Raw genomic sequence first — 14,968 nt, forward strand, 5'->3', positions numbered from 1 at the left:
GTGACGCGGAGGTCGTGGAGGGCGCCGGGGCGGACACCGTGCGGGTGCTCGCCGAGGTGTGTCCGACGGGTTTCGGCCCCCCGGGTTCCTTTTGCCAAGGGTTAACGCGCACCCCTTGACGGCCGTGTGACGCCGTTCTCAATATGTTCCCCATCGCGCAACCCATCGTGCAATGCGCAACAGCAGAGGAGCTTGTCGTGCCACACGAGGTCCGTGCCGTAGTCGCTGTCAAGAAGGGCGCACCCGTGGAGGTGCGGACCATCGTGGTTCCCGATCCGGGGCCCGGTGAGGTCCTGGTCAGGGTGCAGGCCTGCGGGGTGTGCCACACGGATCTCCACTACCGCGAAGGCGCGATCAACGACGACTTCCCGTTCCTGCTGGGCCATGAGGCGGCCGGCACGATCGAGGCGGTCGGCGCGGGCGTCACCGACCTGCGCCCCGGTGACTACGTGGTGCTGGCCTGGCGGGCGCCCTGCGGCAGCTGCCGTTCGTGTCGCCGTGGCCGGCCCTGGTACTGCTTCGACTCCCGCAACGCCGCCCAGCCGATGACCCTGCCGGACGGCACCCCGCTCAGCAACGCCCTCGGCATCGGCGCGTTCGCCGAGAAGACGCTGGTCGCGGCCGGTCAGGCGGTGAAGATCGACCCCGCGGCACGTCCCGAGGCGGCCGGACTCATCGGCTGCGGGGTGATGGCCGGTTACGGCGCCGCGGTCAACACCGGCAACGTCGGCCGCGGTGACTCGGTCGCCGTCATCGGCTGCGGCGGCGTCGGCAACGCGGCCATCGCGGGCGCCTGCCTGAACGGCGCCATGAAGGTCATCGCCGTGGACATCGACGACAAGAAACTCGACCAGGCGGAGAGGTTCGGCGCCACCCACACCGTCAACTCCCTAGGCACCGACCCGGTCGAGGCGGTCCGCGCCCTCACCGACGGCCACGGCGTGGACATCGCCATCGACGCGGTGGGCCGGCCCGAGACCTTCGAGCAGGCCTTCTACATGCGCGACCACGCGGGTCTGCTGGTCCAGGTCGGGGTGCCCGCACCCGAGATGAAGGTCGAACTCCCGCTGATCGACGTCTTCTCGCGCGGCGGAGCGATCAAGTCGTCCTGGTACGGCGACTGTCTGCCGAGCCGGGACTTCCCGTTCCTGATCGACCAGTACCTGTACGGCCTGCTCGACCTGAACGCGTTCGTGTCCGAGACGATCGGCCTGGAACAGGTGGAGGAGGCGTTCGCCAAGATGCACCGGGGCGAGGTGCTGCGCTCGGTGGTGGTGCTGTGAAGGGCGCCGTACGCATCGAACGCGTCGTCACGCACGGCGCCTTCAGCCTCGACGGCGACACCTTCGACGTCGAGAACAACGTCTGGCTGGTCGGTGACGACGAGGAGGTGCTGATCGTGGACGCGGCGCACGACGCCGAGGCGATCCACCGCGCCACGGCGGGCCGCCGGGTCACCGCGGTCGTCTGCACCCACGCCCACGACGACCACATCGACGCCGCGGCCACGCTCTCCACCCGCACCGGCGCCCCCGTCCTGCTCCACCCGGACGACCACGAGCTGTGGTCCCGCACCCACCCCGGCCGCAAGCCGGACGGCGAGCTGACCGACGGCCGCGTCCTCACGGTCGCCGGAATCGAACTCCGGGTCCTCCACACACCCGGCCACACCTGGGGCAGCTGCTGCCTGTACGCCCCGTTCCTCGGCGTCGTCTTCACCGGCGACACCCTCTTCCACGGCGGTCCCGGCGCCACCGGCCGCTCCTACTCGGACCGTCCGACGATCGAGGCGTCCATCCGCGCCCGGCTGCTCACCCTGCCGGGCGGCACCGTCGTCCACACCGGCCACGGCCAGGACACGACGATCGCCGCCGAGCGGCCGAACGTCCCCGCCCTCTGAGCGACTCCCCCGCACCTGCCATCCCCGCCACCACAAGGAGGGGCATGTCCAGCACCCCCGAACACCGGTCCCAGGGCCCCCGCGTCGTCGTCATCGGCGCCGGTATCGTCGGCTGCTCCCTCGCCGACGAGCTGACCGCCCGCGGCTGGACCGACGTCACCGTCCTCGAACAGGGCCCGCTCCCCGCCCCGGGCGGCTCCACCTCCCACGCGCCCGGACTCGTCTTCCAGACCAGTCCCTCGAAGACCCTCTCGGAGTTCGCCAAGTACACCGTCCAGAAGTTCTGTTCCCTCGAGGCGGACGGCGTCTCCTGCTTCCAGCAGGTCGGCGGCCTGGAACTCGCGACGACCCCCGAGCGCCTGGCCGACCTGCACCGCAGGGCCGGTTACGCCGCGTCCTGGGGCATTCGCGGCGAGGTCGTGGGCGCCGCCCGCTGCAAGGAACTGTGGCCACTCCTGGACGAGTCGGCCGTCCTCGGCGGATTCCACACACCCGACGACGGCCTGGCCCGGGCCCTGCTCGCGGCCCGCGCCCAGATGGACCGGGCCACCGCGCGCGGCGCCCGCTTCCTTGACCGTCACACGGTCACCGGCATCGAGCAGGCGGGCGGCCGGGTCACCTCCGTGGTCACCGACCGCGGCACCTTCCCCGCCGACCACGTCGTCTCGGCCGCCGGATTCTGGGGGCCGGTCATCGGCCGCATGGCCGGTATCGACGTACCGCTGCAGCCGCTCGCCCACCAGTACGCGCGGACGAGGCCGCTGCCCGAGCTGGGCGGCGCCACGGCCGAGGCCTCGAAGCCGATCCTCCGTTTCCAGGACCGGGATCTGTACTTCCGCGAGCACACGGACCGCATCGGCATCGGCTCGTACGCGCACCGGCCACTGCCCGTGGACCCGTTCGCCGTGCTCGCGTACGACGAGGCGCGCGCGCAGGACTTGGAGATGCCGTCCTCGTACCCCTTCACCGCTAAGGACTGGGCGCCGAGCTGGGAGGACTGCCGGCGGCTGCTGCCCGCGCTGCGTGAGACGGAGATCGAGACCGGGTTCAACGGCGTCTTCTCGTTCACGCCGGACGGCATGCCCCTCCTCGGAGAAGCCCGGCAACTGCGGGGCTTCTGGCTGGCCGAGGCGGTCTGGGTGACGCACTCCGCCGGGGTGGCGAAGGCGGTGGCCGAGTGGATGGTCGACGGGCGGCCTTCCGCCGACGTGCACGAGTGCGACCTCACGCGGTTCGAGGAGGCGCAGCGTTCACCGTCGTACGTCCGGGAACGCGGTGCACAGCAGTTCGTCGAGGTGTACGACGTCCTGCACCCCCTCCAGCCGATGGAACAGCCACGGCCGCTGCGCGTCAGCCCCTTCCACGCCCGTCAGCAGCAGCTCGGCGCCTTCTTCCTGGAGGGCGCGGGCTGGGAGCGTCCGCACTGGTACGAGGCGAACGCCCCGCTCGTGGACGCCCTCGACGGCCTCCCCGAGCGCGACGCCTGGTCGGCCCGCTACTGGTCCCCGATCGCCGCCGCCGAGGCGAAGGCCACCCGCGAGAAGGTCGCCCTGTACGACATGACCCCGCTGCGCCGCCTGGAGGTGACCGGGCCCGGAGCGCTCGCCTTCCTGGACCGCATGACCAGCAACAACCTGCGCAAGAAGCCCGGCGCGGTCACCTACACCCTGCTCCTGGACGAGACCGGGGGCATCCGCTCCGACCTCACCGTCGCCCGTCTCGCCCCCGACCACTTCCAGGTCGGGGCCAACTCCCCCGCCGACCTCGACTGGCTGCTGCGGCACGCACCCGACGACGTCCGGATCAGGGACATCACCTCCGGTACCTGCTGCATCGGCGTGTGGGGGCCGCTCGCCCGCGACCTGGTCCAGCCGCTCACCCCGGACGACTTCTCCCACGAGGGCTTCGGTTACTTCCGCGCCCGGCAGACGTACCTGGGGCACGTGCCGGTGACCGCGATGCGCCTCAGCTACGTCGGCGAGCTGGGCTGGGAGCTGTACACCACGGCCGACCTGGGGCTCCGGCTGTGGGACACGCTGTGGGAGGCCGGCCGGGAGCACGGCGTGATCGCGGCGGGGCGGTCGGCCTTCAACTCCCTGCGGCTGGAGAAGGGGTACCGGGCCTGGGGCACCGACATGACCGACGAGCACGGTCCGTTCGAGGCGGGCGTCGGCTTCGCGGTCCGTACGGACAAGGAGGACTTCGTCGGCAAGGCGGCACTGGAGCGAGCCCCGGAGCCCACCCGCAGGCTCACCCCGCTCCTCCTCGACGACCCCGCGGCCGTCGTCCTCGGCAAGGAGCCGGTGTTCGTCGACGGCGCCCCGGCCGGCTATGTGACCAGTGCGTCGTACGGCTACACGCTAGGCCGCTGCATCGCCTACGCCTGGCTCCCGGCCGGCCTCGCCACCGGCACCGGCGTGCACATCGCGTACTTCGGCGAGAAAGTGCCGGCCACCGTTGCCGACGAACCGCTCTTCGACCCGAAGATGACCCGCATCCGCCGTTAGGAGACGTCCGTGACGACGACCCCGATCCCCCCGAGCCTCATCGCGACGCTTCCGGGTCGCTACTACACCGACCCGGACGTCTTCCGGCAGGAGCAGGAGAACCTCTTCGAGTCCCTGTGGTTCTGCGCGGTCCGCAGCGCGGACCTGGACAGGCCGGGCGCCTTCCGCACGGTCCAGGTGGGCCGCGAGAACGTCATCATCACCCGCACGCGTACGGGTGGGCTGCGCGCCTTCCTGAACGTGTGCCGGCACCGGGGTGCCCGGCTGTGCATGGAGGAGTCCGGCGAGGTGCGCCGCACTCTGCAGTGCCCGTACCACGCGTGGACGTACGACCTCGAAGGCAAGTTGGTCGCCGCACCCAACTTGATCAAGATGCCCGACATTGACCGGGTCGAGTACGGGTTGATCAAGGTGGCCCTGCGCGAATGGCTCGGCTACGCCTGGGTGTGCCTCGCCGACGAACCGCCCTCCTTCGAGGACACCGTGATGCACGCGGCCGTGGAACGGCTCGGCGACGCCGCCGCCATCGAGCACTACGGCACCGAGCAGCTGGCCCTCGGCAAGCGCATCACCTACGACGTGAAGGCCAACTGGAAGCTGATCGTCGAGAACTTCATGGAGTGCTACCACTGCGCCACGATCCACCCCGAACTCACGGAGGTGCTGCCGGAGTTCGCCGACGGGTACGCCGCCCAGTACTACGTCGGGCACGGCGCGGAGTTCGGCGAGCGGATCAAGGGGTTCACGGTCGACGGCAGCGAGGGCTTCGCCAAGCTCCCCGCGGTCGGCGCCGACCAGGACCGCCGCTACTACGCGATCACGATCAAGCCGACCGTGTTCGTCAACCTCGTCCCGGACCACGTCATCCTGCACCGGATGTTCCCGCTGGCCGAGGACCGCACGGTCGTGGAGTGCGACTGGCTGTACGCGCCGGAGGTGGTGGCGTCGGGCGCGGACGTGTCGAAGTCCGTGGAGCTGTTCCACCGGGTCAACGTGCAGGACTTCGAGGCGTGCGAGCGCACCCAGCCGGCGATGTCCTCGCGCGCGTACCGCGCGGGCGGTGTGCTGGTCCCCAACGAGCACCACATCGGGATCTTCCACGAGTGGCTGCTGACCCGGCTGGGGGGCGACCGTGCCTGATCTCTTCATCGACGGCGAGTGGCGCAGCGCCGTGGACGAGCGCACCCGGGAGATCCGCTGCCCCGCCGACGGCTGTCTGGTCGGGGTCGTGGACGAGGCCGGCGGCAAGGACACCGTGGAGGCGATCGCGGCGGCCCGGCGCGCCTTCGACACCGGTCCCTGGCCGCGTACGCCCGCCCAGGAGCGCGGCGACCTGCTGCTGCGGGTCGCGGACCTCCTCGTCCGCGACAAGGACGCCCTGGCCCGCGCCGAGTCCCTGGACACGGGCAAGCGGCTGGTGGAGAGCGCGTACGACATCGACGACGTCGTCAACTGCTTCCGCTACTTCGGGCGGCTGGTCGCGAGCGAGACGGGGCGGGTCGTCGACACCGGCCGGGCGGGCGTCGACAGCCGGGTGGTGTACGAACCGGTCGGCGTCTGCGCGCTGATCACGCCCTGGAACTATCCACTGCTGCAGACCGCGTGGAAGGTCGCCCCGGCCGTCGCGGCGGGCAACACCTTCGTGCTGAAGCCGAGCGAGCTGACCCCGCACACCGCGATCCACCTGGTGCGGCTGCTGGCGGAGGCGGGGCTGCCGCCGGGCGCGGCCAACCTGGTGCTGGGCGCCGGTCCGGAGGCGGGCGCCCCGCTCGCCGAGCATCCGGACGTCGACCTGGTGTCCTTCACCGGCGGTCTGCAGACCGGCCGCCGGCTGATGGCGGCCGCCGCCGGGACGGTGAAGAAGGTCGCGCTCGAACTCGGCGGCAAGAACCCCAACATCGTCTTCGCGGACGCCGACTTCGACGCGGCGGTCGACATGGCGCTGACCGCCGTGTTCCTGCACTCCGGACAGGTGTGCTCGGCCGGGGCCCGGCTGCTGGTCGAGGACGCGCTGCACGACCGGTTCGTGGACGAGGTCGTCCGCCGGGCACGGCTGATCCGGCTGGGCGGCCCGTTCGACGAGCGGGCGCAGACCGGTCCGCTGATCTCGGCGGCCCACCGGGCGAAGGTCGAGGCCTATGTGGCCAAGGGCATCGAGGAGGGCGCGGTGCTGCGCTGCGGCGGGGCCCGGCCCTCCGGCCCCGGCCACGACGACGGCTTCTACTACCTTCCGACCGTCCTGGACGCGTGCACGAGCGGCATGTCCGTGGTCCGGGAGGAGTCCTTCGGACCGGTGCTGACCGTCGAGCGGTTCACCACCGAGGAGGAGGCCGTACGGCTCGCCAACGACACGGTCTACGGCCTCGCGGGCGCCGTCTGGACCGGCGACGAGGCCAGGGCGGCCCGGGTCGCGGCGGAACTGCGACTCGGCACGGTCTGGATCAACGACTACCACCCGTACGTGCCCCAGGCCGAATGGGGTGGTTACAAGCAGTCCGGGTTCGGGCGTGAACTCGGACCGGCGGGGCTCGCCGAGTACCGCGAGACGAAACACATCTGGCGCACCACCGCGCCGGCACCACAGGGCTGGTTCGACTGACAGCCGAAGGAGTCCGCTCATGACGACCACCGAGCAATCGCCAGACCCCCACCACCACGACGACGCCGAACTCGCGGAGTTCGGCTACAAACCCGAGCTCAAGCGCACTCTCGGCAACTTCCACACCTTCGCCGCCGGGATCAGCTACATCTCGATCCTGACGGGCACGTTCCAGCTGTTCTACTTCGGCTACGGCAGCGGCGGCCCCGCCTACTGGTGGTCGTGGCCGATGGTGTTCGCCGGCCAGTTCATGGTCGCCCTGTGCTTCGCCGAACTCGCCGCCCGCTACCCGGTGGCCGGCTCGGTCTACAACTGGTCGAAGAAGATCGGCAACCCGCATCTCGGCTGGCTCGCCGGGTGGATGATGTTGATCGCGTCCATCGTGTCCATCTCGGCGGTCGCGCTGGCGTACCAGTTGACGCTGCCGCAGATCTCGTCCGCGTTCCAGTTCGTCGGGGACGGCACCGGCAAGTACGACGTGGCGACGAACGCGGTCGTCCTGGCGGCGGTGTTGATCCTGTTCACCACGCTGATCAATGCTTTCGGCGTCAAGTTGATGGCCACGATCAACACGGCGGGCGTCTTCATCGAGCTGATCGCCACGGTTGTGTTGATCATCCTGTTCGCCGTCCACATCACCCGCGGCCCCCAGGTGGTCATGCAGACGAACCACACGGGATCGGGTTACTCAACGGGTTACCTCGGCGCCTTCCTGGTGGCCTCGCTGGCCTCGGCGTACGTCATGTACGGCTTCGACACCGCCGCCTCGCTCGGCGAGGAGTCCCTGGACCCGTCCCGGAACGCCCCGCGCGCCATCATCCGCGCGATCGTCGCCTCGTTCGTACTGGGCGGGCTGGTCCTGCTGCTGGCGCTGATGAGCGTCTCCAGCCTCAAGGGCGACAAACTGTCCACGGACGGCCTGCAGTACGTCGTGCTCGACGTGCTCGGTCCGACGGCCGGCAAGGCGATGCTGTGGTGCGTGCTGATCGCGGTCACGGTGTGCGCGCTGGCCGTGCACACGGCGGCGATCCGGCTGGCGTTCGCCATGGCCCGGGACAACAACCTGCCCGCGTCCTCGCTGCTGGCCCGGGTCAGCCCGCGCTTCCAGACCCCGGTCCTGCCGGCCGTGATCATCGGCGTGCTGGCGCTGGCGATCCTCGTGGTCAACATCCGCCAGCCGCAGATCTTCACGGTCGTCACCAGCATCGGCATCATCATGATCTACCTCGCCTACCTGGGCGTCACCGTGCCGATGCTGGTGGCCCGGCTGCGCGGCAGGTGGCAGCCGGCGGGCGGGGGCAGGTTCTCGCTGGGCCGCTGGGGGCTGCTCGTCAACGTCGTCGCGGTCGTGTGGGGCGCGGTCATGACGGTCAACCTGATCTGGCCGCGCGCCGCGGTCTACAACGCGAGCGCGCCCTACCACTGGTATCTGCGCTGGGGCGCGGTGCTGTTCGTCGCCGTCATCGCGGGCGGCGGCTTCGCCTACTACTGGTTCGTCCAGCGTCACCGCACCGGCGTGCTCGCCGAGCACCGTCTGGAGGCGGCGTCCGCCGCCTCGGCTCCCCTCGCCGCCCCGGCGGCCGACTGACTCCAGCCGCACCCACCCCTTACGACCGATTACGACTGATTCCGGCTGAGTTCCGGCCGGCAGGGAGGTCATATGAGCATCGATGAGTTCGACTACGTGGTGGTCGGCGGCGGCACGGCGGGCAACGTGGTGGCGGCGCGGCTCTCCGAGGACCCGTCCGTGACGGTGTGCGTGCTGGAGGCGGGGCCGAGCGACGTCGGCGACGACGACGTCCTCAAGCTGGAGCGCTGGATGGGCCTGCTGGAGTCCGGCTACGACTGGGACTACCCGGTCGAACCGCAGGCCACCGGCAACAGTTTTATGCGGCACGCGCGCGCGAAGGTGCTGGGCGGCTGTTCGTCGCACAACTCCTGTATCGCCTTCTGGGCACCCGCACAGGACCTGGACGGCTGGGCGGCCCAGGGCTGTACGGGATGGAGCGCGGCCGACCTGTTCCCGCTGTACCGACGGCTGGAGAACAACGACGCGCCCGGCGACCACCACGGCCGTACCGGCCCGGTGAAGCTGCGCACCCTCAAGGGCGGCGACCCGTGCGGCGCGGCCCTGCTGGAGGCGTGTGCGCAGGCGGGCATACCCACCGTCCCGTTCAACACCGGGAAGACGGTGGTGCGCGGGGCCAACTGGTTCCAGATCAACTCCGACGAGAACAACGTCCGCCAGTCGTCCTCGGTGGCCTATCTGCACCCGGTCATGGGCAAGCGCCCCAATCTGGACATCCGTACCGGAGTACGCGCCAAGAGGCTGGTGCTGGAGGGCCGGCGGTGCGCGGGCGCCGAGTACCTGGATCCGGATCTGGTGCACACCCGCACGGTACGGGCCCGGCGCGAGGTGATCGTCTCGTGCGGCTCGATCGACTCCCCGAAGCTGCTGATGCTGTCCGGGATCGGCCCGGCCGGACATCTGCGCGAGGTCGGCGTGGACGTCGTCGTCGACTCCCCGGGCGTCGGCGAGAACCTCCAGGACCACCCCGAGGGCGTGATCATGTGGGAGGCGAAGCGGCCCATGACCACCACGTCGAGCCAGTGGTGGGAGGCGGGCATCTTCTACGACACCGAGCCGGGCCTGGACCGGCCCGACCTGATGTTCCACTACGGCTCGGTGCCCTTCGACATGAACACCGCGCGCTGGGGCTACCCCACCTCGGAGAACGCGTTCTGCCTGACGCCCAACGTGACCAAGGCGAAGTCGCGCGGCACCGTACGGCTGCGCACCAGGGACTACCGGGACAAACCGAAGGTGGACCCGCGGTACTTCACGCACGAGCACGATGTGCGGGTGATGACGTACGGACTCAGGCTGGCCCGCCGTATCGCCGCGCAGCCAGCGCTGAGCGGCTGGACGGGCGCTGAGCTGGCGCCCGGCCCGGACGTCCGTACCGACGACGAACTCCTGGACTACATCCACAAGACGCACAACACCGTCTATCACCCGTCCTGCACGGTGAAGATGGGAGCCGACGGTGATCCCTCGGCCCCGCTCGACGCGCGGCTGCGGGTCAAGGGGGTCGAGGGACTGCGGGTCGCCGACGGGTCGGTGATGCCGGACCTGATCGCGGTCAACCCGTGCATCACGACGATGATGATCGGCGAGAAGTGCGCGGATCTGATCAAGGAGGACCGCTGACGGCTACGCCGGCTTCTTGAACATCCGGGTCGCCGTGATCTCGCTGTGCACCGTTTCTCCGGCCCGGGGCTGCTGGGGCAACCCGGGCCTGAGGTGTTCCTCCACACTGATGTACTTCAGGCCCGCACGCAGGTCGGCGTCGTTGCGCAGGCGGATGACCAGCGGGAACTCGGCCAGCGCGGTCGTGTCGAACAGGCCGGTGGTGTACAGCAGCTGCACACCGAGCGCGTCCGACACGGCCCGCTGCAGCTCCAGCAGGTAGGTGGCGTTGGCGCGGCCGATGGGATTGTCGAGGAACAGCGTGCCGGCGTGCCGGTGCTTGTCCCTGCCCCGGTCGTTCGAGCGCAGCGCGGCCATCGTGCAGTACAACGCGATGGCCGCCGTGAGCAGCTGGCCGCCCGAGAACACGTCGCCCATCTGTCCGACGGGCACCCGCTCGGCGCGCAGTACGGCGTCGGGCTTGAGGATCTCGACGGCCACACCCTTCGGCTGCAGTGCCGCCGCGACGCCGCGCAGCAGCAGCGACATGCCGTCACGGCGCAGGTCGGAGTTCTTCTTCACGGCCGCGCGGGTGGCCTCGTCGATGACCTCGCCGAGCCGTTCGGTGAGCGTGGCCTGATCCGGTTCCTCGAAGCGGATGCGCAGGAACTCCTGCCCGGACCACTCGCCGAGGCCTTCCGGGAGACGGGAGAGCCGCTGCGCGGAACGCAGGGTCGCGAGGGCGGACTCCACCAGGCCCCGCAGGCGGTCCACGATCGAGTCGCGGTTGCGCTCCAGCTGCGCCAACTCGTCGGTCAGCACGCGCAGTCGGGGCGCGAAGGCATCCGCCCACTTCTGCGCGTGCTCGGGCAGCGCGGCGGCGGGCAGCTCGCGGATCTGCTGCCGGGCGGGGGTGCGGACCTGCTCGTAGCGCGTGGCGTTGGCGTGCCGGACGAGCACGTCGCTCGCCTCGCGCACGGCCGCCTCGGCGGCGGACAGATCGGCGGCGCAGCCGCGCAGCGAGCGCCGGGCCTCGGCGGCGGAGTGCCGGGCCTCCTCCAGGCTGCCGGGGTACGGCTCCGGCTCCTCCTGTTCCTCCTCGGGGGTGTGCTCGCGCAGCAGGTCGCGGAGCATCGCGGCGATCTCGTCGAAGCCGCCGGCCGCGTCCTCGGCGGCCCGGTGTGCCTCCAGCAGCTCGGCGTGCGCTTCGCGGGCCCCGGCCAGTGCCTCGGTGCGGGCCGCGAGTTCACCCGTCGCCGTGCGCAACAGCGCCTGGGCGTGCTCGGCGTCGCGCGGGAGCAGTTCCTCGGGCAGCTCGGTGTGCGCCTCGCCGTCCTCGGGGGCGTGCCGTTCGGCCTCGCCGCGCAGCCGGCCGAGCTGCTCGCTGGCGCTGGACATGCGGGTCTCCAGGAGCTGCACCAGCTCTTCCGCACGCGCGGCGGCAGCCTGCCGGGAGGGGCCGTCCGAGCCGTCGGGCGACTCGAGCAGCTGCTCGGCGCGCGTACGGACCTTGTTGCTGAGCCGGTCGAGTTCGGCACGTGCGGCGCTCTCGTCGCTCTCCGCGCGGGCCTGCTCGGCACGCAGGTCGGCACCGACCCCGACCTTCTCGTACACCTGGGAGGCGGCCCGGTAGGCCTCGCGGAGGGCGGGCAGGGACGCCTTGGGGGCGTCCGCGTCCTCGACCGGTACGTCGTCGGGCGCGCCGGCGATCTCGGAGCGCTCGGCACGCAGGGCACGCGCGGTGCGGCGGGCGTCGTCGGCGGCGCGCTGGGCGGCACGGCGGTCCTCGTCGGCAGCGCGGGCGCGCTCCAGGCAGGCCTGGGCCCGGGCCTCGGACTCGGCGGCCTCGTCGGCGAGTTCGCGCAGTTTCACCTGCCAGCCGGCGCGCTCGCGGAGCCGGTGGGCGAGTCCGGCGAGGGCGTCGGCGGCCCGGCGGGCCTTCTGCGCGGCCTCCTGCCGCTCGTCGCGGACCCGTACGGCCTCGGCGGCGGCCTCGTCGGCCTCCGCGCGCAGGGTACGCACCTCGGCCAGTTCGGCCTCGGCCTCCTCGGCGAACGCACGGGCCTCCTGGGCGGTGCGGGCCAGTTCGGTGAGACGTCCGGCGGGGCAGCCGGTGCGCCAGGAGGCGAGCCGTGCGGCAAGTTCACGGTCCTTGCCGAGCCGGGCGGCGAGGGCGCGGATCTCCTCGTCGCGCTCGGTGGCCCGTGCGCGCAGCGCCTGGCGTTCCTCGTCGGCGGCGTGCTCGTCGTGCATGGCCGGGTTCGGCGGCACGAGGAAGACGTCACCGGGGGCGGCGCTGTCGGCGGGGGTGGGGGCGAGCAGGGCCGCGGCCGTGCCCACGGCCACGGCGGAGCGCGGCAGCAGGGCGGCGTCGGCGAGCGTCTCGCGGGCACGCGCGTGCGTGTCCGGGTCGGTGATGATCACACCGTCGACCAGTTCCGGACGGGCGGCGAGCACGCGCGCGTGGTCGGCGGGGTCGACGGCCTGGGCGAGATAGCGCCAGCCGGGCAGTGCCGGGATGCCGTGCTCGCCGAGGAACTCCACCGTGGCCAGGACGTCCGGGCCGGGCGGCAGCAGTCCGCCGTCGCCGAGCGCACCGAGGATCCGGGAGTCGTCGGCGGCGGCGGTGCGCAGCTCGAACAGGTGCCGTTCGGCGGTGGACACGGCGTCGTCGAGAAGCGCGCGCAACTCGTCGGCGAAGCGGTCGAGTTCCTCCGGGGTGAGGGAGCCTCCGGCGGAGCCGGGGGTGCCGCTCGCGCCCGGTCCCGCCGGCTCTGCGGCGCCGTGCCGCCCGCCCGCGGAGCCCTCGCCCGCGTCGGTCGCGCCGTCGCGCGTGCCGTCCAGGGCGCCCATCGCGTCGTCGGCCCCGGACCGGGGCCCGGGCACTGCGGCGTGCCCGGCCGCGGGCGCACCCGGCAGGCTCAGCAGCTCCGCGAGCCGCTCCTCGGCCGCCAGGGACTCGGCGAGGCGCCGCTCGGCCTCGCAGGCGCGCTCGGCCGCCGTCGCGGCGTCCGCGGCGCGGGCCGCGGTCAGCACCGTGCGGGACTCGGCGGAGGCCGTCACGCGCGCGTGCTCGGTGACCTTGCGGGCGGCCTCGCGGGCCGCGTCCCAGGCGGCGACGGCGGTCTTCTCGGCGTCGCTGGCGGCGAGTGCGGCACGGGCCGGGTCGGCGTCCGGCGCACTGTCGTCGAGCCAGCCGGCACGCACGGCCTCGGCGGTCTCCTGCTCGACCTCGGCGAGGCGCTGGCGCAGATGCCCGGCCTCGCTGCGGGCGCGCTGTGCCTCGGTCGCGGCGGTGGTGGCATCGCGGTGGGCGAGGTCGCCGGCCTCCTGGAGCGCGGCGGAGCGCTCCTCCCCCTCGTTGGCGAGGGCCTCGGCGTTCTCGGCGGCGGCGTGCAGGGCCCGTACGAGGTCCACGGCGGCCTTGGCACGGGCGGCGAGTGCGGGCGCGGCGTCGCGCTCGGCCTCCTGGATGGCGGCGGACACGCGCGCGACGCGGTCGGCGGCGGCGCGGTGGCGCAGCACGGCCTCGGCGGCCTGCCAGGCGGAGTGCAGGGTGCGGGCGTCGGCCAGTTCCCGCTTCTGTGCGGCGGCGGACTTCTCGGCGGCGGCCAGCGCCAGGGAGGCGTGCCGGTAGGCGAGTTCGGCGGCGATCAGGGCGCTGCGCTCCCGCGCGCCCTCGGAGTGCGTGACGGCGTAGGCGGCGGCCGTGACCCGCTGGGCGAGGTCGGCGGCCCGGACCCGCTCCCGCACGGCCCGGGCGGACAGCCTCCGGGCGAGCGTACGGGTACGGCGCTCGGCACCCGCGAGCACGTCACGCGCGCGTGAGCGGGCGCCGGCGGCCTCGACGATCCGCCCGAGCAGGTCGGCCGACCCGGCGGTGAAGTCCCGTTCGGCGATCAGCTCGGCGCGCCGGCCCAGCTTGTTGCCGAACCCGCTGACCAGGTCGGCGAGACCGTCGGTGTCCCGGGTGTCGGTGACGGCGCGCAGCAGCAGGTCGGTGAAGTCGGAGTCCTTCTTGACCGCGAAGAGACCGGCCGCCTCGCCCTCGTCGGCGTTCATCTCCCGCTGGTAGCGGAAGAGTTCGGGGTCGAGGCCGAGGTCGCCGAGGTGCTCGATCCAGCGGTCGTGGATCTCCTCCCAGTGCACCTCCAGGTGCGGGTAGGCCTTGCCGGCCTCCATGAGGGCGTCTCGGAAGCCCTTCATGGTCCTGCGGCGCCCCTGTGCGCCCGAGGTGCCCTCCACGGAGGGCCGTACGGCGGTGGACTCGGCGACGGGCAGGTTGTCCAGGCTGAGCCCCGGGCCGGGCCGGAACGAGTACCAGGCCTCGGCGAACTTGCGCGGGTCGTTGGACACCTGCCGTCCGCGCCATTCGCTGACCTTGCCGACGACGACGCACTCGCCGGTCTGCACATGCTGCCACTCCAGCGCCACATGGCCGCAGTCGTCGGCGAGCAGGAACTTGCGCAGCACCCCGGAGCTGGCGCCGCCGAGGGTGTTGCGGTGGCCCGGCAGCATCACCGAGAAGATCAGCTTCAGCAGCACGGACTTGCCGCCGCCGTTCTCCAGGAAGAGCACGCCGGCGGGCGCGGGCCGGCGCGGCGGGCCGGACGGCTCCTCCTCGAAGAACTCCGCCTGCGTGGGCGCCGGGTCGGGCACGGGCTCGCCGACACCCCGCAGGTCAAGCACGGTGTCGGCGTAGCGCGCACCGGCGGGTCCGATGGAGTAGAGGCGGACCCGGGACAGCTCGTACATGGCGGACTCTCGTCGTA

At 72.1% G+C, this 14,968-nt stretch carries 8 protein-coding genes; 7 read left to right on the plus strand and 1 reads right to left on the minus strand.

Annotated features, from left to right (window positions below):
* Positions 1–197: 197 nt before the first annotated feature.
* The 7 genes from ACWC94_RS22795 to ACWC94_RS22825 all read left to right on the plus strand — a co-directional run bounded on the left by ACWC94_RS22795 (position 198) and on the right by ACWC94_RS22825 (position 10,217).
* Positions 198–1,283, plus strand: coding sequence for an S-(hydroxymethyl)mycothiol dehydrogenase (locus ACWC94_RS22795; RefSeq protein WP_450798730.1), 1,086 nt, complete (start codon positions 198–200; stop codon positions 1,281–1,283).
* Complete coding sequence (locus ACWC94_RS22800) at positions 1,280–1,900, plus strand: MBL fold metallo-hydrolase (protein WP_450798731.1); 621 nt, start codon at positions 1,280–1,282, stop codon at positions 1,898–1,900. The genes ACWC94_RS22795 and ACWC94_RS22800 overlap by 4 nt, the downstream gene beginning before the upstream one ends.
* Positions 1,901–1,944: 44 nt before the next feature.
* Positions 1,945–4,407: a GcvT family protein gene (locus tag ACWC94_RS22805; RefSeq protein ID WP_450798732.1), complete on the plus strand. Its 2,463-nt coding sequence runs from the start codon at positions 1,945–1,947 to the stop codon at positions 4,405–4,407.
* Positions 4,408–4,416: 9 nt separating this feature from the next.
* The gene (locus tag ACWC94_RS22810; protein WP_450798733.1) at positions 4,417–5,547 is read left to right on the plus strand and encodes an aromatic ring-hydroxylating oxygenase subunit alpha; all 1,131 of its coding nucleotides are present in this window, start codon (positions 4,417–4,419) and stop codon (positions 5,545–5,547) included.
* On the plus strand, positions 5,540–7,006 hold the full coding sequence (locus tag ACWC94_RS22815; RefSeq protein WP_450798735.1) for an aldehyde dehydrogenase family protein: 1,467 nt from the start codon (positions 5,540–5,542) through the stop codon (positions 7,004–7,006). The genes ACWC94_RS22810 and ACWC94_RS22815 overlap by 8 nt, the downstream gene beginning before the upstream one ends.
* A gap of 19 nt (positions 7,007–7,025) precedes the next feature.
* Positions 7,026–8,594, plus strand: coding sequence for an APC family permease (locus tag ACWC94_RS22820; RefSeq protein ID WP_450798736.1), 1,569 nt, complete (start codon positions 7,026–7,028; stop codon positions 8,592–8,594).
* A 72-nt stretch (positions 8,595–8,666) separates the two neighbouring features.
* Complete coding sequence (locus tag ACWC94_RS22825; protein ID WP_450798737.1) at positions 8,667–10,217, plus strand: GMC family oxidoreductase; 1,551 nt, start codon at positions 8,667–8,669, stop codon at positions 10,215–10,217.
* A gap of 3 nt (positions 10,218–10,220) precedes the next feature.
* Here the strand turns inward: ACWC94_RS22825 and ACWC94_RS22830 are convergent, their stop codons facing one another.
* A complete protein-coding gene (locus ACWC94_RS22830; RefSeq protein ID WP_450798738.1) occupies positions 10,221–14,951 on the minus strand; it encodes a hypothetical protein in 4,731 nt (1,576 codons plus the stop codon).
* Positions 14,952–14,968 lie beyond the last annotated feature (17 nt).

The sequence above is a fragment of the Streptomyces sp. NPDC001135 genome (assembly GCF_053598395.1).

Coding starts and splice junctions, on each gene's coding strand:
- ACWC94_RS22805 (WP_450798732.1), top strand. CDS start 1,945: ATGTCCAGCACCCCCGAACACCGGTCCCAGGGCCCCCGCGTCGTCGTC.
- ACWC94_RS22820 (WP_450798736.1), top strand. CDS start 7,026: ATGACGACCACCGAGCAATCGCCAGACCCCCACCACCACGACGACGCC.
- ACWC94_RS22825 (WP_450798737.1), top strand. CDS start 8,667: ATGAGCATCGATGAGTTCGACTACGTGGTGGTCGGCGGCGGCACGGCG.
- ACWC94_RS22830 (WP_450798738.1), bottom strand. CDS start 14,951: ATGTACGAGCTGTCCCGGGTCCGCCTCTACTCCATCGGACCCGCCGGT.